This is a genomic window from Burkholderiales bacterium (assembly GCA_015075645.1).
In the GTDB taxonomy this organism is placed as follows: domain Bacteria; phylum Pseudomonadota; class Gammaproteobacteria; order Burkholderiales; family Casimicrobiaceae; genus VBCG01.
In genome coordinates, this window is record JABTUF010000001.1 from 320,805 (window position 1) to 345,940 (window position 25,136).

The 25,136-nt window shown below is 70.2% G+C and carries 24 protein-coding genes; 10 read left to right on the forward strand and 14 right to left on the reverse strand.

Annotation, left to right across the window (positions count from 1 at the left end):
• Positions 1 to 115 precede the first annotated feature (115 nt).
• A complete protein-coding gene (locus HS109_01455; protein ID MBE7521028.1) occupies positions 116 to 1,930 on the forward strand; it encodes a diguanylate cyclase in 1,815 nt (604 codons plus the stop codon).
• Between the two features lie 21 nt (positions 1,931 to 1,951).
• On the opposite strand, the gene HS109_01460 is transcribed toward HS109_01455, so the two are convergent.
• Both HS109_01460 and HS109_01465 read right to left on the reverse strand, forming a co-directional pair.
• A complete protein-coding gene (locus tag HS109_01460; GenBank protein MBE7521029.1) occupies positions 1,952 to 3,169 on the reverse strand; it encodes an NnrS family protein in 1,218 nt (405 codons plus the stop codon).
• 20 nt (positions 3,170 to 3,189) lie between these two features.
• Complete coding sequence (locus HS109_01465) at positions 3,190 to 4,329, reverse strand: nitronate monooxygenase (GenBank protein ID MBE7521030.1); 1,140 nt, start codon at positions 4,327 to 4,329, stop codon at positions 3,190 to 3,192.
• A 178-nt stretch (positions 4,330 to 4,507) separates the two neighbouring features.
• On the opposite strand from HS109_01465, the gene argF reads away from it, so the two are divergent.
• From argF to HS109_01480, 3 genes are all read left to right on the forward strand, one after another.
• Positions 4,508 to 5,434 carry an ornithine carbamoyltransferase gene (gene argF / locus HS109_01470; protein ID MBE7521031.1) on the forward strand — a complete coding sequence of 309 codons (927 nt, stop codon included), beginning with the start codon at positions 4,508 to 4,510 and terminating at the stop codon, positions 5,432 to 5,434.
• A gap of 161 nt (positions 5,435 to 5,595) precedes the next feature.
• On the forward strand, positions 5,596 to 6,492 hold the full coding sequence (locus HS109_01475; GenBank protein MBE7521032.1) for a glycosyltransferase family 2 protein: 897 nt from the start codon (positions 5,596 to 5,598) through the stop codon (positions 6,490 to 6,492).
• An 88-nt stretch (positions 6,493 to 6,580) separates the two neighbouring features.
• Positions 6,581 to 7,489 (forward strand): tripartite tricarboxylate transporter substrate binding protein, encoded by a 909-nt coding sequence (locus HS109_01480; protein ID MBE7521033.1) that lies wholly within the window; start codon positions 6,581 to 6,583, stop codon positions 7,487 to 7,489.
• 43 nt (positions 7,490 to 7,532) lie between these two features.
• On the opposite strand, the gene argG is transcribed toward HS109_01480, so the two are convergent.
• Positions 7,533 to 8,876 carry an argininosuccinate synthase gene (gene argG, locus HS109_01485; GenBank protein MBE7521034.1) on the reverse strand — a complete coding sequence of 448 codons (1,344 nt, stop codon included), beginning with the start codon at positions 8,874 to 8,876 and terminating at the stop codon, positions 7,533 to 7,535.
• A gap of 75 nt (positions 8,877 to 8,951) precedes the next feature.
• Between argG and HS109_01490 the strand changes: the two genes are divergently transcribed.
• A complete protein-coding gene (locus tag HS109_01490; protein ID MBE7521035.1) occupies positions 8,952 to 10,577 on the forward strand; it encodes a hypothetical protein in 1,626 nt (541 codons plus the stop codon).
• A gap of 47 nt (positions 10,578 to 10,624) precedes the next feature.
• On the opposite strand, the gene HS109_01495 is transcribed toward HS109_01490, so the two are convergent.
• Positions 10,625 to 11,614 (reverse strand): AAA family ATPase, encoded by a 990-nt coding sequence (locus tag HS109_01495; protein ID MBE7521036.1) that lies wholly within the window; start codon positions 11,612 to 11,614, stop codon positions 10,625 to 10,627.
• A 197-nt stretch (positions 11,615 to 11,811) separates the two neighbouring features.
• On the opposite strand from HS109_01495, the gene HS109_01500 reads away from it, so the two are divergent.
• Positions 11,812 to 12,297, forward strand: coding sequence for a YajQ family cyclic di-GMP-binding protein (locus HS109_01500; GenBank protein MBE7521037.1), 486 nt, complete (start codon positions 11,812 to 11,814; stop codon positions 12,295 to 12,297).
• 24 nt (positions 12,298 to 12,321) lie between these two features.
• On the forward strand, positions 12,322 to 12,942 hold the full coding sequence (locus tag HS109_01505; protein ID MBE7521038.1) for a hypothetical protein: 621 nt from the start codon (positions 12,322 to 12,324) through the stop codon (positions 12,940 to 12,942).
• 67 nt (positions 12,943 to 13,009) lie between these two features.
• Here the strand turns inward: HS109_01505 and HS109_01510 are convergent, their stop codons facing one another.
• The 4 genes from HS109_01510 to HS109_01525 all read right to left on the reverse strand — a co-directional run bounded on the left by HS109_01510 (position 13,010) and on the right by HS109_01525 (position 16,250).
• Positions 13,010 to 13,648, reverse strand: a complete 639-nt coding sequence (locus HS109_01510; GenBank protein MBE7521039.1) for a DUF3501 family protein — start codon at positions 13,646 to 13,648, stop codon at positions 13,010 to 13,012.
• 1 nt (position 13,649) lies between these two features.
• On the reverse strand, positions 13,650 to 15,005 hold the full coding sequence (locus HS109_01515; protein ID MBE7521040.1) for a Fe-S oxidoreductase: 1,356 nt from the start codon (positions 15,003 to 15,005) through the stop codon (positions 13,650 to 13,652).
• 263 nt (positions 15,006 to 15,268) lie between these two features.
• Positions 15,269 to 15,691, reverse strand: coding sequence for a rubrerythrin (locus HS109_01520; protein ID MBE7521041.1), 423 nt, complete (start codon positions 15,689 to 15,691; stop codon positions 15,269 to 15,271).
• A gap of 304 nt (positions 15,692 to 15,995) precedes the next feature.
• The gene (locus HS109_01525; GenBank protein MBE7521042.1) at positions 15,996 to 16,250 is read right to left on the reverse strand and encodes a hypothetical protein; all 255 of its coding nucleotides are present in this window, start codon (positions 16,248 to 16,250) and stop codon (positions 15,996 to 15,998) included.
• Between the two features lie 409 nt (positions 16,251 to 16,659).
• Between HS109_01525 and HS109_01530 the strand changes: the two genes are divergently transcribed.
• The 3 genes from HS109_01530 (at position 16,660) to HS109_01540 (ending at position 20,092) form a co-directional block, all read left to right on the forward strand.
• Positions 16,660 to 16,887: a hypothetical protein gene (locus HS109_01530; GenBank protein ID MBE7521043.1), complete on the forward strand. Its 228-nt coding sequence runs from the start codon at positions 16,660 to 16,662 to the stop codon at positions 16,885 to 16,887.
• 406 nt (positions 16,888 to 17,293) lie between these two features.
• On the forward strand, positions 17,294 to 17,704 hold the full coding sequence (locus HS109_01535) for a hypothetical protein (GenBank protein ID MBE7521044.1): 411 nt from the start codon (positions 17,294 to 17,296) through the stop codon (positions 17,702 to 17,704).
• A gap of 636 nt (positions 17,705 to 18,340) precedes the next feature.
• Complete coding sequence (locus tag HS109_01540; protein MBE7521045.1) at positions 18,341 to 20,092, forward strand: hypothetical protein; 1,752 nt, start codon at positions 18,341 to 18,343, stop codon at positions 20,090 to 20,092.
• 7 nt (positions 20,093 to 20,099) lie between these two features.
• On the opposite strand, the gene HS109_01545 is transcribed toward HS109_01540, so the two are convergent.
• From HS109_01545 to HS109_01570, 6 genes are all read right to left on the reverse strand, one after another.
• On the reverse strand, positions 20,100 to 20,873 hold the full coding sequence (locus HS109_01545) for a molybdopterin-dependent oxidoreductase (protein ID MBE7521046.1): 774 nt from the start codon (positions 20,871 to 20,873) through the stop codon (positions 20,100 to 20,102).
• Positions 20,870 to 21,721 (reverse strand): cytochrome b/b6 domain-containing protein, encoded by an 852-nt coding sequence (locus HS109_01550; GenBank protein ID MBE7521047.1) that lies wholly within the window; start codon positions 21,719 to 21,721, stop codon positions 20,870 to 20,872. The genes HS109_01545 and HS109_01550 overlap by 4 nt, the downstream gene beginning before the upstream one ends.
• Before the next feature lie 193 nt (positions 21,722 to 21,914).
• A complete protein-coding gene (locus tag HS109_01555) occupies positions 21,915 to 22,412 on the reverse strand; it encodes an IS630 family transposase (GenBank protein MBE7521048.1) in 498 nt (165 codons plus the stop codon).
• Positions 22,413 to 22,428: 16 nt separating this feature from the next.
• Positions 22,429 to 22,950 carry a helix-turn-helix domain-containing protein gene (locus HS109_01560; GenBank protein ID MBE7521049.1) on the reverse strand — a complete coding sequence of 174 codons (522 nt, stop codon included), beginning with the start codon at positions 22,948 to 22,950 and terminating at the stop codon, positions 22,429 to 22,431.
• A gap of 129 nt (positions 22,951 to 23,079) precedes the next feature.
• Complete coding sequence (locus HS109_01565; GenBank protein ID MBE7521050.1) at positions 23,080 to 23,571, reverse strand: heme-degrading domain-containing protein; 492 nt, start codon at positions 23,569 to 23,571, stop codon at positions 23,080 to 23,082.
• Positions 23,572 to 23,656: 85 nt separating this feature from the next.
• Entirely contained in the window at positions 23,657 to 25,120 is a 1,464-nt protein-coding gene (locus HS109_01570) for a long-chain fatty acid--CoA ligase (GenBank protein MBE7521051.1), read from the reverse strand.
• Positions 25,121 to 25,136 lie beyond the last annotated feature (16 nt).

Genomic DNA, 25,136 nt, shown 5'->3' on the forward strand with positions numbered 1-25,136 from the left:
GCCTGCCGCGCAGGGTCCCGTGGGCACGCCCGGCCGGCGGACGGTCCGGACGGACGCGCGGCATGACCGTTGCTACGATGCGCGCATCCTCCACGCCAGGGGCAGGATCGCGCCGGTGACCGCCGAACGCCAGCTGCCCGGGGCCTCGCCCCGGGACGACGCCATCGCCGCCGTCTGGGAGTCGCATTTCCGCGAACCGGCGGCGTCGGTCGCGCGCGCCCGCGCGAAGCTCGACGATCCCGCGACCGGGGAACTCGCCCGCGCGTGGTCCGAACTCACGATCGGCTGGCACCAGCTCTACTTCACCGCCGACCCGGGCGCCGCGGGCGAGACGCTCCCGCTCGCGCGCGAGCGCTTCGCGCGGCTCTCCGAGCGCCGCGGCGAACTCCTCGCGCGCATCGGCCTCGCGCGGCTCGACCTCGTGCGCCAGCAGCCGGCCGCCGCCCGCGCCGGGCTCCTCGAGTACTACGACGAGGCGATGGCCACGCTCTCGCCGCAGGACCGCTTCTGGGCGATCAACGCGCTCGCCGCCACCTACTACTACGAGGACCGGATCGACGAGACGATCCGACACATGCACCACGCGCTGGAGACGCTGCGCACGATCGACGTCTCGCCGCACCTGCCGACCGCGATGTCGAACCTCGCGGCGACGCTCGTCACGGTCGGCGACTACGCGCCGGCGCGTGAACTCGCGCAGGACGCGCTCGGCATGCTCCCGCGCTACGACAATCCGCAGTTGTGGCTCTTCGTGCGCTCGAACCTCGCGGAGGCGCAACTGGGCACCGGCGACCACGCCGGCGCGCTCGCGACCATCGACGCGATGCTGGACGGTCCCGACGGCGTGCCGCGCAGCGCCGCGCAGGCGCACTACCTCGCGGTGTCGACCGAGGTCCTCGCGATGCACGGGCGGCTCGCCGACGCGGAGCGCTGCCTGCGCGAGGCGGAAGCGATCTACGCCAACTACCCCGGCGGGCACAACGAGGTCCACGCGCGCTGGTCCGCGGCCGCGCTCGCCGACGCGCGCGACGACACCGAAGCCGCCATCGAAGCGCTCGACCGCGCGATCGAGGCCGCGGAGCGCGTCCACCACGTGCCGACGTTGTGCAAGGCGCGTGCCGCCGCGGCGAAGCGCTGCGCGGGGCTCGGCCGCTTCGAGCAGGCGTACCGGCACCAGCAGCGGCTGAACGACGTGACCGCGGAGCGGCTCACGAGCCGCGCGAGCGCCAAGTACTACCTGCTGCGGGCCGAGCACGAACTGCGGCACGCGCGCGAGGAGCGCGACCGCGCCGAGCGCGAGCGCCAGGAGAGCCTCGCGATGAACCGCCAGCTCGAGCGCCTCAACCGGGAGCTCGAACGCAAGGTGCGCGAGGTCGAGGAACTTCAGGCCCGGCTCGCGGCCGAGGCGGTGCACGATCCGCTGACCCAGCTCTTCAACCGGCGCTACCTCGACTCGGTCGTGCCCGCGCTCCTGTCGGGCGCGAACCGCCGCAACGCCCCGCTCGCGCTCGCGCTCCTCGACCTCGACTTCTTCAAGGGCGTGAACGACCGGCACGGCCACCTCGCGGGCGACCGCGTGCTGATGCAGATCGGCCGCGTCCTCGCGACGTCGCTTCGCCCGGCGGACGTGCTGTGCCGCTACGGCGGCGAGGAATTCTGCGTCGTGCTGCCCGACACCGACGCGAGCGGCGCGCGCACCGCCCTCGCCACGCTCGCCTCGCGCCTGCGCGAACTCGTCGTGCCCTGGGGCGGCGAGTCGATCTCCGGCTTCACGTTCTCCGCCGGCATCGCGGTCGCGCCGGACGACGGCGCGACGCAGGCCGAACTCATGTCCGCGGCCGACCGCGCGCTCTACCACGCGAAGGCGCAGGGCCGCGAGCGCGTCGTACTCGCGGGAACGCCCGACGATCGTCCCGACGGCGAAGGCTGATCCCGGATCCGCCGCGCCGGTTCAGCCCGGCGCTCCGTCCTCGCGCGCTCGCCAGTAGAGCGGCGCGTACTTGAACGACCACGGGACCACGCTCAATGCGAAGAGCACCGCGGCGATCGCGAGCGCGACGCCGCCGGGGAGGAACTCCGACGCGATGCGCGCGACCGTCGCGACCTGGAGCAGCAGGAAGAGCGCCCAGGTCGTGCCGTCCGCCACGAGCGGCCGGCCGGTGTGGCCGCAGCTCACCCGCGTCACCATCGCGAGCACGAGCGACGACGCGAACCCCATCGTCAGCGCATGCATCGGCGCGAATCCCAGGCTCGCGCCGCCCGCGAGCACCATGATCGCCGCGACCGTGTACAGCGCGAACCCGATGCCGTACCAGACGAAGCCCAGGTGCAGCATCGCGAGCAGGCGGTTCGAGAGGCTCCGCGCGATGCCCCAGCGAGCGGTCACGCCGAAGAGCAGCACGGCGGCCGGCAGGTCGACGACGAGCGTCCATGCTCCGAGGCCCAGCGCCTCGATGACGCCGTGCGCGGCCGGCGCCGCCGCCATCGCGGCGAGCAGCCACCACGGACGAAACGCCGTGACGAACGGAACGACGTTCGCGGTGAAGAACGGAATCATCCGGTGGCAGACGACGACGAACACCGGCAGCAGGAAGAACCACAGTCCGGCGAGTTTCACGAACGCGTGCGCCGCGGCGCCGGCGAGCGCGAACGACGCGACGCCCGCAATCCCCGCCGCGAACGCGACGGCGATGAGCCGGGTATGCACCTTGTCGGGAACGATGCTCCGGCGGATCAGGCGGACGAACTGCGCGAGCAGCGCCGCCCACGCGAGCGCGTAGACGCCCGCGGCGATCTGCGTCGCGATCGGCGGCAGCGCCTGCAGCGGCACGATCGCGATCGAGGCCAGCGCCGCGGCGATGCCCGCCGGTCGCCAGGCGCCGGGCGGCGGCGGCCCGATGCCGAGCCAGCGCGGTCCGGCGGTGAACAGGAAGCCGAACATGAAGAGCGGCGCGAAGCCGAACAGCATCACGAACGCATGCAACGCGGTCGGCGAGACCGACACCGGCGGCGCGGGCCATCCGGTGCGTGCGACGAGCGTCCAGGTCCACCACAGCGCGTCGACGGCGAGCGCGGTCACCCCGGAGAGGAAGAAGAACCGGTGCGGAACCGTGGCGAGAAGTTGGATCGGGCCCGGAGCGGATTCGGCGGTGGCGCGGGCGTCTTGCATCGTGCGTCTCATGGACCCGGCTACGGTAGCACGGGAGCCGGGCGGCGCACGCCGGTGAGCAGGTACTCGACCAGGTCGCGGACCGGACGGATCTCCTTCCCGAACGGCAGCGCGCCCGCGCCGCGAAAGAAGAGTCCGCGCGCGAGATCGCCCTTGAGCGCGGAGGCGAGCTGCGTGTCGATGCAGAACTGGCCGATCTTCGCGATGCCGTCGCGCAGACCGCACTGGATCAGGCAGTCGAACTTGAGCGTGCAGCGCGGCTTCCTGCGCGCGGCCTCGGTCAGTTTCGGCAGCATCGCGAGGTAGCGCTCGAGCCAGGGCGTGCGCACCGCGCGCGCCGGGAGTCCGGCGACGCTCACGAACTCGACGATGTCCGAGGGACCCGCGTCGGCGAGCACGCGCTTGAACGCCGGCGCTGCGTCGCCTTCCTCGGTCACCGCGAACGCCGTGCCGACCTGGACGGCGGACGCGCCCAAGCCGATCAGTTCGCGCACGCGCTCGTGGCTGTTGATGCCGCCCGCGGGGACGAGCGGGATCGCGCGTTCGCCGATGCCTTCCGCGCGGAAGAACGCGAGCACCTCGGGCAGCACGCGCTCGAACTCGTAGCGCGGGTCGCCGAGGTCCTCGATCCTCGCCGCGCCGAGGTGCCCGCCCGCATGGCGCGGATGCTCGATCACGATCGCGTCGGGCAACCGCCCCTTGCGCATCCACTTGCGCACGACGAGCGCGACGCCGCGCGCGTCGGAGAGGATCGGGACGAGCGCGACACCGGGCCAGTCCGCGGCGAGTTCCGGCAGGTCGAGCGGCAGGCCGGCGCCGACGACGATCGCGTCGGCGCCGCTCTCGCAGGCGCGGCGCACGTAGGCCGGATACTCGGACACCGCGCGCATGACGTTCACGGCGATCGAGCCGCGTCCCTGCGCGATCGCCTTCGCGTTGCGGATCTCGCGATCGAGCGCCTCGAGGTTCGCGCGGTCGACGATGTCCTTCGCCGCGTTGCGGCTTGCCGCCATCAGGTCGTCGTGGTGGCGCCGCAGGTCGACCGAGGCGATGGTGCCGGTCGCGCCGAGCGATGCGACGGCGCCGGCGAGCCGGTGCGCGGAGACGCCGACGCCCATGCCGCCCTGCACGACCGGCAGCAGCAGACGGCCCTTCAGCACCCACGGCGGAAGGTCGGTCGGAAACGTCGCCGTTGCGGCCGTGGCGGTCACGCCGCAAGGCTACCGGCGGTCCCCGAAGGCGGCGTTGATCCGGGTCAAGCCGCCATTTCGCACGTGCTAGCATTCCCTTTTCGGCCGAAGTCGCTCGTCCCCGGGGCGGCGCGCCGCGGTCCGCACGATGCCCCCGGTCCCGACCCGACATTTCCTGCAGTTCTCCGATTTCTCGGCCGCGGAGCTCGCGCACCTGTTCGCGCGCACGCGCTGGATCAAGGACCGGTTCAAACGCTACGAGCTCTATCAGCCGCTTCGCGACCGCACGCTGGCGATGGTGTTCGAGAAGGCGAGCACGCGCACGCGCGTGTCGTTCGAGGCCGGCATGAACCAACTGGGCGGCATCGCGATCAACCTGAACCGCCACGACACCCAGCTCTCGCGCGGCGAGCCGATCGAGGACGTCGCACGCGTGATCAGCCGCATGGTCGACGTCGTGATGATCCGCACCTTCGGGCAGGACATCATCGAGCGCTTCGCCGCGCACTCGCGCGTGCCGGTCATCAACGGGCTCACCAACGAGCACCACCCCTGCCAGATCCTGGCGGACGTGTACACGTTCATCGAGCACCGCGGCGACCTCCGCGGGCGCACGGTCGCGTGGATCGGCGACGCGAACAACATGCTGACGAGCTGGCTGCAGGCCGCCGCCGCGCTCGACTTCCGCGTGCACGTGAGCTCGCCGGTCGGCTACGAAGTGAAGCGCTCCGAGCTGCCGGCGCCGATCGCCGAGCGCTGCGAGTCGTTCGCCGATCCGCGCGACGCGTGCCGCGGCGCGGACCTCGTCACCACCGACGTGTGGACGAGCATGGGCTTCGAAGCCGAGAACGACGCGCGCCGCCGCGCCTTCGCCGACTGGCAGGTCGACGCCGGCATGATGCGCGCGGCGAAGCCCGACGCGCTGTTCATGCACTGCCTGCCCGCGCACCGCGGCGAGGAAGTCGCCGCCGAGGTGATCGACGGTCCGCAGAGCGTCGTGTGGGACGAGGCGGAGAACCGCCTGCACGCGCAGAAGGCGCTGCTCGAGTACCTCGTCTGCGGACGCGTCGAATGAATGATCGTGCCCGGCGATTGCGCCGCCCGGGCGGGCGCACCGCCGGGCCCCTGGTCGGCACCGGCCGGAACGGTCGGCGCAGAGTCCGGCCGGGGGCGTAGAATGCCTGCCCGGCCTCGGACCGCCACACGAGCCCGCCTCCGCCACGGAGCCCGACCGTCGTGCTCGCCCTGTTCATCGTGACGCGCAACGAAGGTGAACTGCTCCGGTTGAACCTCGACCATCATCTGCGAAGCGGCTTCGACCACGTCCTGATCGCCGACAACGAGAGTACCGACGGCACTCGGGACGTCATCGCATCGTTCGGGAGCGCGGTGACCTCGATGACCGTGGTCCGGCCCAATGACCGATACGAGGCGCTGGGCCTGCTCGCGCGGCGGATCGAGTCCAGGCTTGCACACGACTCGTGGATCGCCTTCTCCGATACCGACGAATTCTGGTGGGCGCCGAAACCGTCGCTGCGAGCGCTGCTCGACCGCGTGTCGCCCGAGATCGCGCTCGTCAATTCGCCGGCGAAACACTACGTCCCGACGGAAATCGACGCGGCCACCGGTCCCGTGTACACGAGGATGCGCCACCGCGCCACCGAACCGGACGCGCCGCCGTACGCGGGCTACACGAACGGGAAGTCGCTGTATCGGGCCGCCTGGGTACTCGAGCATCGAGTGACGGACGCCCATTGGTGTCCGGAGGTTCCGCATCCGCGTCGGCGGCAGACGAGCGCGCCGATCGTGCATCATTACCCGATCGACGGCGCGGAAGACTTCGTGAAGACGGTCACGTCGCTGGATCGCTGGGGCATGGTGCTCGAGCCGACGGCGTCCGGCCAGCCGCAGGCCGCGAACGACCGACTGGGCGAAACCAAGAAGCTCTGGTGGCGGATCTACCGGGAAGGCGGCGAGGCGGCGCTTCGAGAGTACTATCGCTCGACCTACGTCGTGCCGTCGTCCGGGCTTCCGGCCCGGATCGATGCCGGCAGGATCGTGCGCGACGACGCGTTCGCCGATTGGTGTGCGCTGCGATCGGCGCGCGCGCCGATCGCGCTCCACGGCACATGACCTCGACCTCGATGAACAGGACCCCCCGGCCATGATCGGATCGATATCCCTCCGCAGCGTCCTCGTCGCGCTCGCCCTGTGCGCAGGCATGGCGCAGGCCCAATCCTGGCCCGACAAGCCGGTCCACATCCTCGTGCCGGCCCCGGCGGGCAGTTCGCTCGACGTGCTCGCGCGCGCGATCGGCGAGAAGCTGACCGCCAGGTTCGGCCAGCCGGTCGTCGTCGAGAACAAGCCCGGCGCCGGCGGCGCGGTGGCGACCGGGGAGGTCGTGCGCGCCCCGGCGGACGGCAGCGTGATGCTGCTCGGGTTCAACGGCCCGCTCGCGACCGGCCCGCTGATCGCCAAGGTGCCCTACGACGTCCGGAAGGACCTCGCGCCGGTCATCATCACGTCGAGCCAGCCGAACGTGCTCGCGGTCAACGCGAGCCTGCCGGTGACGACGGTGCCCGAACTGGCCGCGTGGGCGAAGGCGAATCCCGGCAAGCTCAACTTCGCGTCGGTCGGCAACGGCAGCTCGTCGCACCTGAACGCGGAGCTCCTGAAGTCGATGGGCGGCTTCGAGGCCGTGCACATCCCGTTCAACGGGTCGCCGCCCGCCGTGCTCGCGACCGTGCAGGGCGAGACGCAGATGATCTTCGCGGTGATGCAGCCGCTGCAGGCGCAGGTCAAGGCGGGCAAGCTCCGCGCGATCGCGGTGACGACGCCCAAGCGCTTCCCGCTGCTGCCCGACCTGCCCGCGATCGCGGAGACCTATCCCGGATTCGAGGCGCTCGCGTGGAACGGGTTGGTCGTGCCCGCCGCGACCCCGCCCGCCGTGGTCCAGAAGATCAACGCGGAAGTCGGCGCGATCCTCAAGGATCCGGAGATCGTGAAGAAGATGAACGCGTTCGGCTTCGACCTCGTCGGCGGCACGCCCGCCGATTTCGCCGCGCTCATCGAGGGCGAGGCCGCGCGCTGGACGCCGGTCGTGAAGAAGCTCGGCATCAAGGTCGACTGATCATCCCTGGCTCCGGAAGCGTGTCCGGCGGCAGGGTCGGCGGCTACTTCGGCTTGCCGCCGTCGGACAGGCGCGGCAGCGGCGACGAGCCGGTCGGCGCGATGAGGCCGGTCTTGGCGTAGGTGATGAGCTTCTCGCGCGTGTCGGCGATGTCGAGATTGCGCATCGTGAGCTGCCCGATGCGGTCGGCCGGCGTGAAGAACACCTCTTCGCCCTTCTCCATCGTGAGCCGCTCGGGCTTGTAGGTGAGGTTGGGGCTCTCGGTGTTCAGGATCGAGTAATCGTTGCCGCGGCGCAGTTCCAGCGTCACCTCGCCCGTCACCGCGCGCGCGATCCAGCGCTGCGCGGTCTCGCGCAGCATCATCGCCTGCGGGTCGAACCAGCGGCCCTGGTAGAGCAGCCGGCCGAGCCGGCGCCCGTGGTCGCGGTACTGCTCGATCGTGTCCTCGTTGTGGATGCCGGTGACGAGCCGCTCGTAGGCGATGTGCAGCAGCGCCATTCCGGGCGCCTCGTAGACGCCGCGGCTCTTCGCCTCGATGATGCGGTTCTCGATCTGGTCGCTCATGCCGAGCCCGTGCCGGCCGCCGATCGCGTTGGCCTCGAGCAGGAGCGCGACCTCGTCGGCGAACGTCTGGCCGTTCAGCGCGACCGGCCGGCCCTCGTCGAAGCGCACGCTGACGGTCTCCGCCTTCACCGCGACCTCGTCGCGCCAGAACGCGACGCCCATGATCGGCTGCACGATGCGGATGCCGCGGTCGAGGAACTCGAGGTCCTTCGCCTCGTGGGTCGCGCCGAGCAGGTTCGAGTCGGTCGAGTACGCCTTCTCCACGCTCATCTTGTAGGCGAAGCCCGCGCGGGTGAGGTACTCGGACATCTCCTTGCGGCCGCCCAGTTCGTCGATGAACCGCGCGTCGAGCCAGGGCTTGTAGATGCGCAGGCCCGGATTCGCGAGGAGTCCGTAGCGGTAGAAGCGCTCGATGTCGTTGCCCTTGTACGTGCTGCCGTCGCCCCAGATGTGCACGTCGTCCTCGCGCATCGCGACGACGAGCATCGTGCCGGTGACCGCGCGACCGAGCGGCGTCGTGTTGAAGTACGTCGCGCCGGCGGTCGAGATGTGGAACGCGCCCGCCTGGATCGCGGCGATGCCCTCGGCGACGAGCGCCGCGCGGCAGTCGACGAGGCGCGCGACCTCCGCGCCGTATTGCAACGCGCGGCGGGGAATGTCATCGTAGTCGGGCTCGTCCGGCTGTCCCAGGTTCGCGGTGTAGGCGTAGGGGATCGCACCGCGCGCGCGCATCCAGTGCAGCGCCGCGCTCGTGTCGAGCCCGCCCGAGAAGGCGATGCCCACTTTCTGGCCGACGGGGAGCGAGGGAAGGATGCGCGACATGGCAGCGTGCGGGGACGAAGCGGAAGGGTCGCATTCTAGCCGATGCGCTCCCCGCCCCTCGCGGAGCGGGACCGCGTGACGCGACCCTCGCCCGATGCGGCATTGTGGCGGGACGTCGCTTCGGTGCTCGCGCGTCAGCCCGTCTCGGGCCGCGCCGCCGGCGCGGCACCGCAGCTCGCCGACGCGCTCGCGCGCGGCCTCGAGCCCGCGTTGCCCGCCGTGGAGGAAGCCGACGCGCTGCTCGCGATCGGCAACGCGATGCGCTCCGCGCGACGCGCGGACCTCGCCGACGGCGTGTTCGCCTGCGCCGTGCGCCGTGCGCCGCACGACCCGCGGCTCCACAACGGATGGGGCGTCGTGTGCGCGACGACGCTGCGCCACCCGCAGGCCGCCGGGGCGTTCGCGCGGGCGCGCGAACTCGCGCCGAACTGGCTGGTGCCGCTCGTGAACGAGGCCGAGGAGCGCACGCTGCTCGACGAGGTCGACCGGTCCGAGGCGCTGTGGCGGGACGCCATGCGCCTCGCGCCGGACGATCCCAGGCCGATCGCCGGACTCGCGATGGCGATCGGGCAGCGCGGCGAACTCGATCCCGCGCTCGAACTCGCGCGCAGCGCCGCGGCGGCGGACCCCCGCAATCCTCGGGCTTGGCAGGTGCTGGGCCAGCTCTGCGAGTGGGCGTGGCGCCACGACGAGGCGCTCGACGCGTTCCGCCGGATGCAGGCGCTGGTTCCCGACAGCGCGCGCGCCTGGGCAGGCATCGGCGCGGCGCTCCTCGCGACCGGCCGCTGGGAAGAAGGCTTCGCGGCGTTGGAGCATCGCCGGCACGGCTGCCACGCCCCGGCGACGCGACTGCCCGGCGTGGCGGTGTGGACCGGCGAGCCGCTCGCCGGGACGCTCGTGCTGCACGCCGATCAGGGATACGGCGACATGCTGATGCAGGCGCGCTTCATCGCGTCGATCCGCCCGCGTGTCGGCCGGGTCGTCGTGCTGCTCGAAGGCTACGGGGCGAGCCTCACGCGCACCTTCGAAGCCGTCGCCGGCGTCGACCGTGTCCTCGTCGAGGACCGCGCGCTCGTGGACGAAGCGCCGGCCGCGGTCGCATCGCTCACCTCGCTCGCGCATCACGCGCGCGCGACGCCGCCGTTCGACGCACACCGGATCCCGTACCTTCGGGCGAGCGAGGCGAGCCGCCGGGCGTTCGACACGCTCGAAGCGTCCGGGCCACGGCCGCGCGTCGGTGTCGCATGGTCGGTGGCCGCACGCGACGAGGTGCCGTTCGTTCCACGGCAAAAGTCGTTGCCGCCCTCGATCGTCGCGGGCTGGATCGCGGCAACGCCGCAGGTCGAGTGGCACTCGATCCAGCCGGGTGACGCGGGAGATCCGGCGCTGCATGGACTCGATCCGGGGCGGGTCGTGTCGCACGCGACCGAATTGCGCGACTTCGACGCGACCGCGGCGCTCGTCGAACGCCTGGACCTCGTGGTGAGCGCGGACACGGCGGTCGCGCACCTCGCCGGCGCGCTGGGGAAGCCGGTGTGGCTCGTCGATCGGGCCAACGCGGACTGGCGCTTCCGTCCGTCGGCGGAGTCGACGCCGTGGTACCCGACGATGCGCATCTTCCGCCAGCAGAAGATGCGCGACTGGAGCCACCCCGCGCTCGCCGTCGAGCGCGCGCTCGTCGAGCGCTACGCTCGCGCCTGAAGAATCCCCGGACCGGCAGCGCCCTCCGGTGCGCGTGAACCCGACGATCAGAAGCCGACGCGCGCCCGCCGTCCGCAGAGCTTCTTCGCGTCGATGTCCTCGGGAACCAGGTGGTCGCGGCCGGCGAGCTGCGCGGTGCCGAACGCGTCGAGCAGCAGCTTCTTCATGTCGCGCGGCGGAATCGCCGCCAGGCGCTCCACCACGCCTTCCGACGGCTCGGGCGGAAACGACCAGTGATGCGCGTCCAGGATCTCGCGGTAGACCGAGAGCGCGATGCGCCGTGATCCGGCGGCGTCCGGCCGTTCGATCGCGTAGACGTTCATCCGGTTGAGGATCGGCTCCGGGATCGCGCTCTCGTCGTTCGCCGTCGCGACCCACAGGATGTGCGAGGCGTCCATGTCGACGTCGACGAACTCGTCCTTGAAGTGCGCCGCGGTGTCGCGTTCGAGGAGCGCGTAGAGCGCGCCCATCGGGTCGTAGCGTTGGTCGCCGCCGGCCTTGTCGATCTCGTCCAGCACGATCACCGGGTTCGCGTACTCGCCTTCGACCAGCGTCTGTGCGACACGGCCGGGGCGCGCGTGGTTCCACTGCGACGAGGCGCCGGTGAGGACCCAGCCGGCGGTCAGCGAATTCATCGAGACGAATTCGTAGCCCGTCCCGAGCGCCTGCGCGAGGCGCTTCGCGAAATGGGTCTTGCCGAGTCCCGGCTCTCCGAGGAGCAGCAGCGGCAGGAACTGCACCGCCTCGTGCCCGGCGATCGCGAGCGCGAGCGACTTGCGGAGGTCGTCGATCACCCCGGTGAAGTTGGGCGACCCCTCCGCCAGGTCGTCGACCGCCGCGGTCGTGGACGGCTTGATGATGTAGCGCGAGCCGCCGAGTTCGCGCATGCGCTCGTACCAGCTCTTCAGTCCCTCGTTGCGCTTCGCCGCGCCGTCCTCGGACGCGCGCTCGACCTCCGCGACCGAATAGATGGGCTGCAGGTCGGCGATCGGGATCACGGTGTCCATCCGTCGGACCTCCTGGAGAGCGCGATGCATACAGCGTGCCAAACGGCGGCGTCGCCGCGCAAGCGCGACCGCCCTTCCGCTGCCCTGCCCCGGCCCGGGCGTGGCAGGCGCGACACACCCGGGACCCGGAAGCGCGCCCGGCACCGCTGTTCCCGTGACGCTGCAAGGCGGTTTGCGCCCGTCATCGCCCGCGTGCTAACTTTTCGTTCGTCCAGGAGAACCGCGCCATGCCCAGTTTCGACATCGTCTCGGAAGTCAACACGGTCGAGGTCCGCAACGCGATGGACCAGGCCAACAAGGAGATCACCAACCGCTTCGACTTCAAGGGCTCCGACGCCCGGGTCGAACTCGCCGACAAGGTGCTGACGCTCTTCGCCGACGACGAGTTCAAGCTGAAGCAGGTCACCGACATCCTGGTCGGGAAGCTCGCGAAGCGCGGCGTCGACACGCGCGCGCTCGAATCGAAGGATGCGGAGAAGATCTCGGGCAACAAGGTCAAGCAGGTGGTCACCGTGCGCACCGGCATCGAGCAGGAGCTCGCGAAGAAGATCCAGCGCACGATCAAGGACAGCAAGCTCAAGGTCCAGGCGTCGATCCAGGGCGACGCGGTGCGCGTCGCGGGCGCCAAGCGCGACGACCTGCAGGCGGCGATCGCGCTGGTGCGCAAGTCCGTCACCGACTTCCCGCTCCAGTACCAGAATTTCCGCGATTGACCGGCCGGGAGCGCGCGCGCGACGATGCACTGGCTCCTCGTCGTCCTGACCGCCCTGTCGTTGTGGGGCGGCTGGAACTGGTTCTGGCACGAGCGGCGGGTGACGCACCCGCCCGGCGTCGCCGTCGAGGCCGGTCCCACGATCACGCCCGGCGAGACGCGCGCGCCGTGGTCGGACGACCAGGGCTTCCGCTACGTGTCGCTCGGGCGCTTCGACGGCCGCGCGATGGTGCTCGCGCGCCGCAACTACGACGTCGGCGAGTTCGCCGCGCTCGCGCCCACCGACCTCGCGCTCGGCTGGAAGGCGCTCTCCGACCCGCGCGTGATCGACCAGTTGAAGTTCCCGCAGTACAAGTCGTTCTCGTCCCGGTTCGTCGTGCCCGAACTCCGCTCGGGCAGCGAGCTCTCGAAGCGCGGCTGGCGCGAACTCGATGCGCTGTTCGTCGACTTCACCCACGTGCACACGATTCCCGGCGACCCGGCGATCCGCAGCACGCTCTCCGGCATCCGGCCCGGTCAGGTCATCCGGTTCAAGGCGACGCTGGTGCGGGCGGTCGCGCCGTCGGGAGGCGTCTACGCGAGTTCGCTCGCATTGGGCGACCACGACTGCGAGATCGCGTGGGTCGACGACCTCGAACTGGAGTGACCGGCGGGCCTGCGGACTTCGTCCCGGGGTCTGCGCGGCGTGCACCCGCGGGTGCACGCGGCCCGCGTCAGGCGAAATCGCGCACGAGCGATTCGCGCGTCGCGCTTCCGACCGCAGCGATCGACGCGGACATCGCCGGATGGTCGACGCCCATCGCGAGCGCCGCCCCGTGCTTGACGGCCGCGACCATCGCGGGCGTGAACTCGAAGCGCAGGAAATGCACCGACGAGGTCTTCTCGTCGGTCTCGCGGTCGAGGTCCTCGTCGGCGACGGCGAAGACGCGCTCGTGGCCGTCCACCGCGACCCACACGCGATCCTCGACGCCCTTCAGGCGGGCGAGCGCGCGCTTGCGCTCGTCGGCGTCCTCGTATTCGATCAGCATCGTCGCCTTGAGGTTCGACCCGTCGGGCACGAGCGGGTCGTAGACGTCGATCTCGCCGCGGATGCCCTCCTCCTCGAAGATCCGCTCGATGCGCAGCATCTCCTGGATCTGGTAGCGCATCGTGAGCTCGTCCTCGAACTGCAGCGTCAGGTGCTCCGCGAGGTGGACGGTGCGCGCCTTCTTGTGCGCGATCACCTTCGCGCGGAAGTCCTTGCGCGCCTTCGCGTAGGCCTCGAGCGTCAAGAGCGACGCGGGCGTGATGCGCGCGGGACGCGGACGCGCCGCGCCCGCCGGCTTCGGATGGATCGGCACGTTGCCGGGCATGTCAGTCGAGTCCGTAGGCGCGGCGGACGAGCGTGATCGGGTGTTCCTTGCGGCCCGCGCGCTCGCCCAGCGCGTCGATGCCCTGCTCGATGCGCCGGCCGGCGATCGGACAGTCGGAGGCGATGACGTCGGGCGCCGTCGACGCCATCTGCCGGAAGACGGGCTTGCCGATCTTCATCGACATCTCGAAGAACTCGCTCTTCACGCCCCAGGTGCCGTCGTGGCCGGCGCAGCGCTCGACCGTGTTCACCTCGGTGCCGGGCACCCATTCGAGGACCTCGCGCGTCTTCTGGCCGACGTTCTGGACGCGCGAGTGGCAGGGGATGTGGTAGCTCACCTTGCCGAGCGGCTGCTTGAAGTCCTTCCGCAAGAGCCCGTCGCGGTCGCGCAGCACGAGATACTCGAACGGGTCGAACATCGCGTTGGCCACGAGCGCCACGTCGGGTTCGTCGGGGAAGAGGAGCGGGAGTTCCTGCTTGAACATGAGCGTGCACGACGGGACGGCCGTCAGGATCGCGTAACCCTCGCGGGCGAGCTTCGCGAGCGGCGGGATGTTGACCTCCTTCAGCCGTTCGACCGTATCGAGGTCGCCCAGTTCGAGCTTGGGCATGCCGCAGCACGCCTCCTTCTCGACGATCCGGTACGGCACCTCGTTGTGCGCGAGCACCTTGCACAGGTCGCGGCCGATGCCCGGCTCGTTGTATTCGACGTAGCAGGTCGCGAACAGCGCGACCTTGCCCGGCGTGCGCTCGCCGTCGCGCACCGGCCAGGCGAGCGACGACTGCGCGGTGGCGCGGAAGCCATCGGCGTCGTAGGGCGGCAGCGCCGCGCCGGCCGCGACGCCGAGCGTGCGGTCCATCAGCGTGCGCATCGCGCCGTTGCCGTTCGCCCAGTTCACCGCCTTGACCACGATCGGAATGGTCGCGAGCCTGCCCAGCCGGTCGGTGCCGGAGAGGAGCCCGTCGCGGAACGACGCGCCGCGCTGGCGGAAGCGGATCGCCTTCCCGCGCAGCATCGTGTGCGGGAAGTCGACGTTCCACGGATGCGGCGGCACGTACGGGCACTTCGTCATGTAGCAGAGGTCGCACAGGTAGCACTGGTCGACCACCTTCGCGTAGTCGGCCTTCGCCACGCCGTCGACCTCGAGCGTCGTGCTCGCGTCGACCAGGTCGAAGAGCGTGGGGAAAGCGCCGCACAGGCTCACGCAGCGGCGGCAGCCGTGGCAGATGTCGAAGATCCGCTCCGCTTCCTTCAGGAACGCGGCTTCGTCGTAGAATTCCGGGTCGCGCCACGCGATCGCATGGCGTGTCGGGGCGGCGAGGTTGCCTTCCTGCTTGGGGGCGGCGGCAGTGGTCATCGGATCAGTAGGTGGCGGTCGATGTTCGACGAGGAGTGATCGGCGGACCGGGATGCCCCGCCCGCGGGCCAAGAGCGCGAGGAATGTTCGCGCACGACGCCCAGGCACATTGCGGCGACATCACGCGCGCCCCGCCGCCGTTCGACGAAGGGGCTTTCGCCGCGCTGAACGGCGCCGGCATCACCCCCACGCATCACCGAAGGGGCTCTCGCCGCGCTGAGCGGCGCCGGCATCCGCCGGCGTCCGCTCGAGCCAGGCGCAACTCAGTCAGCCAACGAGTCCAGGGCCTTCTGGAAGCGATTCGCGTGCGACCGCTCCGCCTTCGCCAACGTCTCGAACCAGTCGGCGATCTCGTCGAAGTGCTCGTCGCGCGCCGCCTTCGCCATGCCCGGGTACATGTCGGTGTACTCGTGCGTCTCGCCGGCGACCGCGGCCTTGAGGTTCTGACGCGAGTTGCCGATCGGCAGGTCGGTCGCCGGGTCGCCCACCTGGGCGAGGTAGTCGAGGTGACCGTGCGCATGGCCGGTCTCGCCTTCGGCGGTCGAGCGGAACAGCGCAGCGACGTCGTTCTGACCTTCGACGTCGGCCTTGTTCGCGAAATACAGGTAGCGGCGGTTCGCCTGCGATTCGCCCGCGAACGCGTCCTTCAGGTTCTGGTGCGTCTTGGTACCCTTCAGCGGCTTCATGGGACTCTCTCTCCTCGGGTCGGCGCCGGCGCATTCGCGTCCGGCGTCGCGTTGATCCACGTGGCAGCGAACCTCGCTCTTCGACGCTCGCTGCCGGCCTGCGATTCGATCGTACCCGCCCGGCAGCGAGGCGTCCAATTGACCGAATCAATCCGGACGATAATTCCGGTCTATCCGGCGCCGGGCGCCGCGGGAGAGGGAGCCTTGGTCCACGCCGTTAACACGCATTTCATTCCGCACATCGCCGGACGCGGCGTGACCTGACGAGCGCGATTTCCGGAGGCGAGGCCGGAAGGCTGGGGCGTCACGCGCAGACGCGGTAGGCGTGTGCGGGAACTCCGAGCAACGCGAGGATGCTCGCCGCACGTAGCGGCGCCGGCGCTGGCGGCAGGTCGGTGAGGTCGGCGTCAAAGGTCTCACCGGACGGACGGCCGTCGCGCAACAGGCGGTGGCGTTGGGCGAGGCTGAACAGGCGCAGCACCTGCTCGGTGGTAGGCCGCCGACATTGACGCTGCTCCGGATACAGCGGTAGCTCGGCGATCAATCCTGCGTGGCGCATCGCGCCGCGTAATTCGCACGCTCGATGAGCGCCTGCACGAGCAGGCCAGGAAGTACAGCGTGAACAGCGGCCTCGAAGCGTTCTCGGGGTTCTTGAGGAAGATCGGAGGGCGATCTGGACGGTCTTCACCTGCATCGAAACGCTCCGCGCGATGGTGGGCTGGCCCCTTGTGGGCCCTCGAGGATGGGCGGCGGCTTTCGTGGGTCCGGTCGTTGCTGAGCAACGGCGCTCGCGCCATCGCTCTTCTGGTCGTCTTACGGCCACGGCGGCGGCGTCGATCGACCATTCGATGTCGAAGCGCCGGGTGATCGTGATCTGCGGTACGCGGTGTCGGGGCCAGGACGACCACGGCGGACCTGTTGAAGTTGTGATGCTCGCGCGCACCACGCGTTTGACCTTGGCGTAGCGGGTGACGCCGGTACTGCTCGAGGATCTCGGCCACGCGCTGATCGATCTCGGCAGCACCGCGCAGCCGCGCGCGCGGGGTTGCGATCGTTCGGCGCCGGTGCAACTGTTCGGCGCGCCGCTGGCCGCGGCGAGCTGGCGGTCGCGTCGGGCGCGCTGGTGCAGCGTGAGCGGCGTGCTCCACACCCAGGTGATGGGCCAGACCTCCATCGAGGGCAGCGGCTGGCGATAGACGTACCAGCAGTCCGGTGGTCCGTCACGGTGCCGAAGTATTCGGCCGATCCCAGACTTGTTCCCAGGTCGGGTCGGGTCTGGATCCACTGGCGACGAGCGTGCATCCTCCTGGCGCTCTGCTGGCATCACGGTGACGAAACGCCCGATGCCGCGGCATCGATGAGTGACGCATGCAGCTCGGTGGAGCACAGCTGGAATCGGCGACATACGGGAAGTCGGCACGGCCGGCCAGCGCCCGCAGTGCCTCCGCGTCTGGACGTGGGTGACCGAGTCGCTGGCATTGCGTCGGCACAGACCGAACGACGCCGGAACACCCTCGGCGGTGATGGTGAGGATGAACAGCAACTGCCGCAAATCCGCGGCGGGCATCAACCGAAAAGCACGAAGGCGATCGCCTGCGTGCGGTGCGCCCGCGCAGCTCGCGGCCGGTCGCCGCCGGTACTGGCTGGCAGAAGGCGATCGAGGTCGCCGCGGATGCGCGCAGCCGCACCGAAGAGTCGCCTGCGCGTTGCCCCACCGCGACCACCACCGCGGTGAGCGCGGCGCCGCCGATCGGCATCGCAGAGACGATCGCGCGGACGCCGATCCGGTCGTCGGTCAGCCGGCGCCATCTGCGCCGCGTCGATGCCGAAGCATCAGCGCATCACGCCGTGAACGATCTCCTGCTGGCGATGCGACGGGCCGCGCGCTCGACCAGGATCGAGCGCAGCAGCACGCCGAGTGCCTGCGCGTGGCTGACGGCACGGCGTCGATCGGCGGTGGGCACGAACTTCTCGGCAGCGCCGGCAGGCCCCATGCGCCGGAGGGCTGATTGACCAGGGTAGCGGTCCCAGTCGCTCGCTGTTCAGGGCGAAGCGTTCTGCGGGTAGACTTGTGGTTTCTTCAACCTGACGATAGTTGATCGCCAGACGCCTACTTGCCGCCTCATCGCGAGCCCCCATCCAAGCGATCCCTCGCCACCCAGGCCAGACGGTCGCGGCGGCGCATCGAGAAGATCTGCGCGCTGCCGTCGGCACGATCGACTACCTGTGGCGCCTTCGGCACGCTCTACGGGCATCGCCGAGCGCCGGCAAGGCTGGCTGTCGCGCTGCGCCGCCCGACCTGGCTGGCTCGCCACGGGCCGTACTACGACTGGGGGTCATGCATGGACGGCAAGGCGCTGCGTGCGTCGCCGCGACTCTTCGAGCAGTGCAGGCCCGGCGAGCATGCGCCTGGCGATCGCCAACTACCGCAAGCTCAAGAAACTGCTACGCGAATGGGAGAGAGAATCCGCGCGACTCATCGAAGCCGAACAACCTCGCGATCACTGACTCCGACGTGCGATCGGGAAATTACCGAGAAATGCGTCTGCCGATGTGCGGAATGTAAGCCTTGGGATGAACGCCAGTCGCGAAACGCAACTCCCCGCTGCCGGGCGCGTACCTGACACCGGGAAGCGCGCGATCACGTGGTTGGCCGCCCGCATGATCGCCGCGGCGCTCGCGCTGGCACTGGCCGGGCAGGCGCTCGCCGCGGAGAAGGTGCTGCGGCTGCAGATGCTCGCCGACGTCGACGTGCTCGATCCGGCGCGGGCTGGAAGCCTGTCGACGCTCAACACCATCGCGCCGCTCTACCAGCAACTCCTCACCTACGACTACCTGGCGCGGCCGGTCAAGCTCATTCCCTACGCAGCCGAGACGCTGCCTCAGGTTTCCTCCGACGGACGCACCTACACGCTGCGGGTGCGCCCCGGGCTCCGCTACGCGCCCCATCCCGCGTTCGGCGGCAAGCCGCGCGAGGTCACGGCGCAGGACTTCGTCTACAGCGTGCAGCGGATCGCCGATCCGGCGTCGATCTCGATGAGCTTCGCCCAGTTCGAGGGCTTGATCGAGGGCCTGGACGACCTCGTCGCCGCCGCCCGGCGTGAGAAGCGCGGCCTCGACTACGCGGCGCCGATCGCGGGGCTCAAGGCGCTCGATGCCCGGACGCTCCGGATCCGGCTCACGCGGCCCGATCCGACGTTCATCTATGGACTCGCGTACGCGGGATGGAGCGCGGTTCCGCGCGAGGTCGTCGAGGCCGAGGGCGCCGAGTTCGCCCGGCACCCGATCGGCAGCGGACCGTTCGCCGTCGAGCATTTCCAGCCCGGCACGAAGCTCACGCTCAAGCGCAATCCTTCGTTCACGCGCCTGCCGTGGTCGTTCTTCGCGCCGAACGCGCCGCCCGACGACCCGGTGCTCATCGCCATGCGCGACGTCAGGGTGCCGGCGGCCGACCGGATCGAGATGACGCGCATCCCCGAACCGTCGACCGCGGTGCTCTCGCTGCAGAAAGGCGAGATCGATTTCATCGCGTTCGTCGACCCGCCGGTCGCCTTCGACGGCACGACGCTCAAGCCCGCGCTCGCCGCCGCCGGCATCCGGTCGGCCCGCGTCCGCGCGCAAGGGTTCCTGCTGCTGATGTTCGACATGAAGGATCCGGTCGTCGGCGGCTTCGATCCGGCGAAGGTCGCGCTGCGCCGCGCGATCTCGATGTCGTTCGACGACGCCGAGTGGATGCGCGTGTTCGACCAGGGGATGGGCTACGCGCAGCAGCACCTGATCGGCCCCGACGTCGTCGGCTACGATCCGGCCTACCGCAACCCCAACAGCTTCGATCCGAAGACCGCGAACGCGCTCCTCGACCGGTTCGGCTACCGGCGGGGCGCCGACGGAAAGCGCCTCTCGCCCGACGGCTCGCCGCTGGTGCTGCACATGATCGTCAGCACGTCGTCGGCGGGCCGGCGCGTATCCGAGTTCATGAAGCGCGGCTTCGACCGCATCGGCGTGCGACTCGAATTCGATTCGATGCCGCCGGGCGATCGCCTCAAGCAGATGTTCAACTGCAAGTACCAGCTGACGACGATGAGCTTCGGCGGCGGCGCGCCCGACGGCGTCTCCGCGATGGAGAACTTCTACGGCAAGCACGTCGGCACGGTGAACCTGTCGTGCTACAGCTTCGCCGAGTACGACGCGATCTACGAGAAGCTCCGGCTGATGAAGGCGGGTCCCGAGCGGACGCCGCAGTTCGCGCAACTGACCGCGCTGCTGGACGCGCACGCGCCGGCGCGGGTGCTGCCGGCCGCGGACGACGTCTACCTGTTCGGGCCCGCGGTGCGCGGCTTCGTGCCGCACCCCTACCTCAACCTGCCCTACCACCTGCTCGACGTCGCGCGGAGGCCGTGACTGCCGGTCAGATGCCGGCGTACCACTGGTAACCCTGGTCCTCCCAGTAGCCGCCGCGCCCGCCGGCGATGTGCGCGAAGCTCTCGACCAGTTCGACGCGCATCAGGTACTTCGCGTGCTTGTAGCCGAGCTGCCGCTCGACGCGCAGCCGCAGCGGTGCGCCGTTCGCGATCGGGAGCGGCGCGCCGTTGAGTTCGTAGGCGAGGATCGTCTGCTCGTGATACGCGTCGTCGAGGTCGATGCTCTCGTAGTAGAGGTCGGTCCCGTCGGATTCCATCGGGTCGGCGCAGTGGAACACGACGTAGCGCGCGTTCGGCTTCGGCGCGGCCGCGGCGAGGATCGGCGACAGGCGCGCGCCCTTCCATTTGCCGATCGCGCTCCAGCCCTCGACGCAGTCGTGGCGCGTGATCTGCGTGCGCGACGGCATCGCGTGGAGGTCCGCGAGCGAATAGCTCCGCGGCGTCGCGACGAGGCCGTCGACGACGAGCCGCCAGTCGGCGAAGCCTCCCTCGACGAGCGCCCGGTAGGCGTCGGTGCCCGGCATCGCCGTGCCGTTGCTGCGGAACGTGGGCGACAGGTCGGCGGGCGAGAACTCCTGCGCCATCGCGCTTCGGCCCACGAGCTTCGCCGCCTGCTCCGAGAGCGGCTCCGCGACGCCGAGCACCTTCGGGAACCACTCGGAGGTCGAGAGCCTCTGGCAGCCGGCGAGCGTCGCCGCGGCGATCGCGCCCGCCGCGCGGGCGAGGAAACGGCGGCGCGTGCGGCGATCGTTGGCGTTCATGGCTTTCCTCCCGGCGCGCCCTCGACCCGGAACCGCCCGCTGATCATCGAGCGCAGGTGGTTCCAGGGACCCGAAACCAGCAGCATGAATACGTGCACGAGCGCGAAGAGCACGATCGCCCACGCGCAGAGGAAGTGGATCGTGCGCGCCGACTGCCGGCCACCGAGGAGATCGACCCAGCCCGGCCACAGCGCATTGGCCCAGGGCGACATGCCGAGCCCGGCGAGGACCGTGAGCGGCAGCAGCACGAAGACGACCACGAGATAGGCGAGCTTCTGCAGCACGTTGTAGCGCGCCGCCGCCTCGCCGCGCGCGTGACGGAAGCGCAGATGGTCGACGATCGAGCCGCCGATGCCGCGCATCTCGGTGCCGGTCGGCACGACGTCGCGCGCGAAATGCCGGCTCGCGAAGCCGTGCACCAGATAGAAGAGTCCGTTCAGCACGAGCATCCATGCGAAGAAGAAGTGCCAGGAGCGCGCCATCGAGAGCCACTGGTCGTCGGGGACCGTGATCCACCAGGGAAACGCGCGCGCGGAGGGCCGGCCGCGGCGATCGTTCGAGAGCCCCAGGAATCCGGTCGTGTCGAAGGTCCGGCCGGCGATCGTCGTCACGCCCCGATAGCCGTCGTCCGGCCCTTCGGCGAGCCCGATCGAGACGAACGGCGGCGCGCCGCTGTACGAGGACTTCCCCCAGTAGAGCGCCGGGTGGGCGTTGAAGATCGCGAGCCCGCTCATGAAGAGGATCGTCACCGCGAGCACGTTGACCCAGTGCACGACGCGGACCGCGAGCCCGTGCCTCCTGTAGAGGTAGCCTCCCGGGACCTCGATTCGGGTGTCGTCGCTCGTCATGACAGCCAGTGGGCTGCAACGGGGGAATCGGGAGTGAGCGAATGCGTTCTGACGCCGCCATTCGCGCCGAGCGGGAGGCGCCCTTGCGCAGCTAGGGCCCCTCCCCTTGCACGCAAGGGCAACGACGCCATCGGAGCGAAGAGCAAGTCAGGCACTTTCGATTCCCCCGTTACTGCCCACTAATACGAACGTGTTAAGTAATGTTGCAAAGTCGTTGGAGCTTGCGTGGCGTCCAGGCGTCGGTGGTGCGTTGTGCCGTAGCCCAGATGTCGTCGAGAGTGGCAAACCAGCAGTTGGTCGTCGCCTCGTAGCGAATCCGGCGCCAGATGCGCTCCTGCATGTTCAGGGCCGGTTGGTACGGCGGAAGGTATTGCAGTTGCAGGCGCGGGTGAGTGCGCAGGAACTCGCGGACCGGTTCCCCCTTGTGCCAGCCAGCGCCATCCACGTACAACGTGATGCGGCGCTGCCGCAAGCGACGATGGAGATCACGCAATACGTCGAGGAATCCCTCGCGATTGCCGTGTTCGGTGCGGATCATGCCGTGGCGACCGAGCAACGGCGCCACCCATCCGGAAAGGTTGAGACGGGTGTGATGCTGGCTGGTGGTGGGAACGCGCAATCGTTCTCCGCGCCGAGCCCAGCCGAAGCCCAGGCGTGGGTGCAAGGTGAAGCCGGTCTCGTCCTGGAACACGATGGTCTCGTCGGGTTCAAGGCGCTGCAGTTTTTTTTAGAGCCCGCTGGAAACGTTGTGCGTCTTCGGCGTGGGCTTGTAAGTAGGCGTGGCTGGCGCGCTTCATGCTGTAGCCGAGTTGATGCATCCAGATCTGCGCCTGCCGCACCTTCAGCGCGATGCCGAAGCGTCGCCTCAGGTGGGTCACCAACGTCGGCCCGTCCCATTGCAGTCGGTTCAGCCCGAACTCTTGGGGCGAACGCTCCAGATGAGTTTCCAACTCGCGGCGCACGTCGGCGGTCAGTGCGGCGGGGCGGCCGGGCTTCGGTCGGGGCACCAAGCTCCGCGGCCCTTGTTCATTGACCGCATGAATCCACCGCGACAGGCTCATTCGGGTCAGTCCGAGAACTTCGGCGATCCAGCTGGGGCGTTGTCCCTCCATAACCAGTAGCAGCGCCGCCACCTTCATGCCGATCCAAGCTCCCGGTACCTGCTCGACCAACGCCAGCAACTCCTGCCGCGCCTTAGGACTCTCGACATTCAGACTTGGAGGCCGCATGCCTACGCTCCCAAAGAACCGACGTCTCGGCAGTGTACCCCCGCTCAGTCACATTCGTCACTTTATTTAATGCGTTCGTATTAGTCGCGTTTCCGGTTCCGACTTTACATCGTCTGGCCGCAACAGGGCTCAGTCGAGCGCGACCTCCGCCAGTGGCACGCCGATGAGCCCCGCGAGCGACTCGACGACCCGTTCGTGGTCCTCGCGCTGCGGCAGGCCCGAGACCGCGACCGCGCCGATGACGCCAGGGCCTTCGACCGAGAGCGGGAATCCGCCGCCGGCGAATCCGTAGTCGCGCAGGTCGAGGGCCATCCGTTCCGCGATCGACTGACCGTCGCGCGGGGGCTCGAGCGTCGCAGCGTAGGAGCTCCGCGCGAGCAGTTCGACCGTGTTGCACTTGCGCCGCGCCCAGTCCGCGTGGGCGGGCGTGCTGCCGGGCATCGCATGGAAGAACACGTCGCGGCGCGCGAGCCGCACGAGGATCGCGAGTCCCGCGCCCCGCGCCTTCGCCGTGGCCTCGAGGCGCGTGCCGAGCGTCCACGCGGTGTCGGCGCCGAAGCGCGAGAAGACGAGCCGCTCCTCCTGCAACGCGATGCGCGCGAGGTCGCGATCGGGGTTCATGGCGAGGGTCATGGTGTCGTTTCGGTCGAGCCTACGCGATGGCGGCGCCGGGCTGCCGCGCCGGAGCCGAACGGCTCCGCTGTCGTCAATGTCCGGCGTCCGCGTCGTGGCGCCGCGCGAGCTCGCGCTTCAGCACCTTGCCCGCGGCGTTGCGAGGCATCGCGCCCACGATCTCGATCCGTCGCGGCGCGCGGACCCCCAACCGGCTCCGCGCGTAGGCGAGCAGCTCCGCGGCGGTAACGGCGCCGGGCGATTCGAGCTCGACGGCTGCCGCCGGAATCTCGCCGAAGGCCGCCGATCGCAGCGGAAACGCCGCGGAGGCCCGGACTGCGGGATGGTCGTCGAGCACATGCTCGATCTCCGAGGGAAAGATGTTGAAGCCGCCGAGCGACATCATGTCGTCGCTCCGGCCGAGGAAGCGCAGCACACCCTCCGCGGTGATCGCGCCCGCGTCGCCCGGGTGGAACCAGCCATCGCGAAAGTGGCGCGCGTCGAGCTCGGGATCATCGACGTAACCGGTCGTCATCTGCGGCGTGCGCGCGCGGATCTCGCCGATCTCACCCGCCGGCAGGCGCACGCCCCGCGCGTCGACGATCTCGACCTCGACGCCAGGCAGGATCCTGCCGACCGAGTCGGGCAAGCCCTCGTCGCCGCGCGGGAACGTCGTCGCGACCAACCCGACCTCGGTGGTGCCGTAGCGGTCGTAGAGGCGGCCGCCGATGCGGCGCTCGAACTCGGCGGCGGTGCCGGCAGGCAGGCGCGACGCCGTCGAGAATACCTTGACGTCGCCGGCGAGTCGCCCGCACGCGCCCCGCGCCGTCGCGAGGCTCGTCGCCAGCATCGCCGACAGGTGCAGGATGGTCGCGCGCGTGCGCACGCACCGGCCGACGATGCCCGCGGCCGTCGAGTCACCGACGGGGAGGATCGACGTGGCGCCGTCGAGGATCGCGTACAGGCGCGTCGTGCACGCCCCGAACGTCCACGAACGCATCGGCGCGAAGATGCGTTCGCCCGCGGCGTGGCCGTCGTAGCGCGACGCTCGCGCGGCGCGCAGCGCGATGCCCCGCTGGGTGAATGCGAGGACCTTCGGTCGACCGGTCGTGCCGGAGCTCGTGAAGTACACGGCCGGCGCATCGGGATCGTCGCACAGCGGTTCGATCGGAGCGTCACGGCGCGCAAGCACGGGCACGACGCGCGCGGGCGCGCCCTCGAGCCGGTTCGCGGCGTCGTCGGTCAGCACGCGGTCCACGCCGATCCGCTGCGCCAGCGCGCGGCGGGCCTCGACCGGATCGGACGCTGCCAGGAGCACGTGCGGAACACCCAGCGCGAGCAGGGCCAGGCCTGCGACGAGATCGCGGCGGTCGTCGTGCATCGAAACGCCCACGACCCGGGAAGCAGCGACGCCGTCGGCGATGAGCCAGGCGGCGAGCGCCGAGACTTCTGCGGCCGCTTCCCCGAACGCGACTTCGCGGTCACCGTCGATCCAGGCGGGTCCGCGCCCGGCATCGGCCGCATGCGCCGCCAGCCGTTCGCCGAAGATCGTCGCCATCGGAACGGGGACGCGC

What these genes read in the sequence shown, in the direction of transcription:
- HS109_01480 (MBE7521033.1), top strand. Translation starts at nt 6,581, where the DNA reads ATGGCGCAGGCCCAATCCTGGCCCGACAAGCCGGTCCACATCCTCGTG.
- HS109_01520 (MBE7521041.1), bottom strand. Translation starts at nt 15,691, where the DNA reads ATGAAGCCGCTGAAGGGTACCAAGACGCACCAGAACCTGAAGGACGCG.
- HS109_01545 (MBE7521046.1), bottom strand. Translation starts at nt 20,873, where the DNA reads ATGAACGCCAACGATCGCCGCACGCGCCGCCGTTTCCTCGCCCGCGCG.
- HS109_01525 (MBE7521042.1), bottom strand. Translation starts at nt 16,250, where the DNA reads ATGCGCCACGCAGGATTGATCGCCGAGCTACCGCTGTATCCGGAGCAG.
- HS109_01550 (MBE7521047.1), bottom strand. Translation starts at nt 21,721, where the DNA reads ATGACGAGCGACGACACCCGAATCGAGGTCCCGGGAGGCTACCTCTAC.
- HS109_01460 (MBE7521029.1), bottom strand. Translation starts at nt 3,169, where the DNA reads ATGCAAGACGCCCGCGCCACCGCCGAATCCGCTCCGGGCCCGATCCAA.
- HS109_01565 (MBE7521050.1), bottom strand. Translation starts at nt 23,571, where the DNA reads ATGAACCCCGATCGCGACCTCGCGCGCATCGCGTTGCAGGAGGAGCGG.
- HS109_01560 (MBE7521049.1), bottom strand. Translation starts at nt 22,950, where the DNA reads ATGCGGCCTCCAAGTCTGAATGTCGAGAGTCCTAAGGCGCGGCAGGAG.
- argF (MBE7521031.1), top strand. Translation starts at nt 4,508, where the DNA reads ATGCCCCCGGTCCCGACCCGACATTTCCTGCAGTTCTCCGATTTCTCG.
- argG (MBE7521034.1), bottom strand. Translation starts at nt 8,876, where the DNA reads ATGTCGCGCATCCTTCCCTCGCTCCCCGTCGGCCAGAAAGTGGGCATC.
- HS109_01500 (MBE7521037.1), top strand. Translation starts at nt 11,812, where the DNA reads ATGCCCAGTTTCGACATCGTCTCGGAAGTCAACACGGTCGAGGTCCGC.
- HS109_01495 (MBE7521036.1), bottom strand. Translation starts at nt 11,614, where the DNA reads ATGCATCGCGCTCTCCAGGAGGTCCGACGGATGGACACCGTGATCCCG.
- HS109_01570 (MBE7521051.1), bottom strand. Translation starts at nt 25,120, where the DNA reads ATGGCGACGATCTTCGGCGAACGGCTGGCGGCGCATGCGGCCGATGCC.
- HS109_01510 (MBE7521039.1), bottom strand. Translation starts at nt 13,648, where the DNA reads ATGCCCGGCAACGTGCCGATCCATCCGAAGCCGGCGGGCGCGGCGCGT.
- HS109_01505 (MBE7521038.1), top strand. Translation starts at nt 12,322, where the DNA reads ATGCACTGGCTCCTCGTCGTCCTGACCGCCCTGTCGTTGTGGGGCGGC.
- HS109_01515 (MBE7521040.1), bottom strand. Translation starts at nt 15,005, where the DNA reads ATGACCACTGCCGCCGCCCCCAAGCAGGAAGGCAACCTCGCCGCCCCG.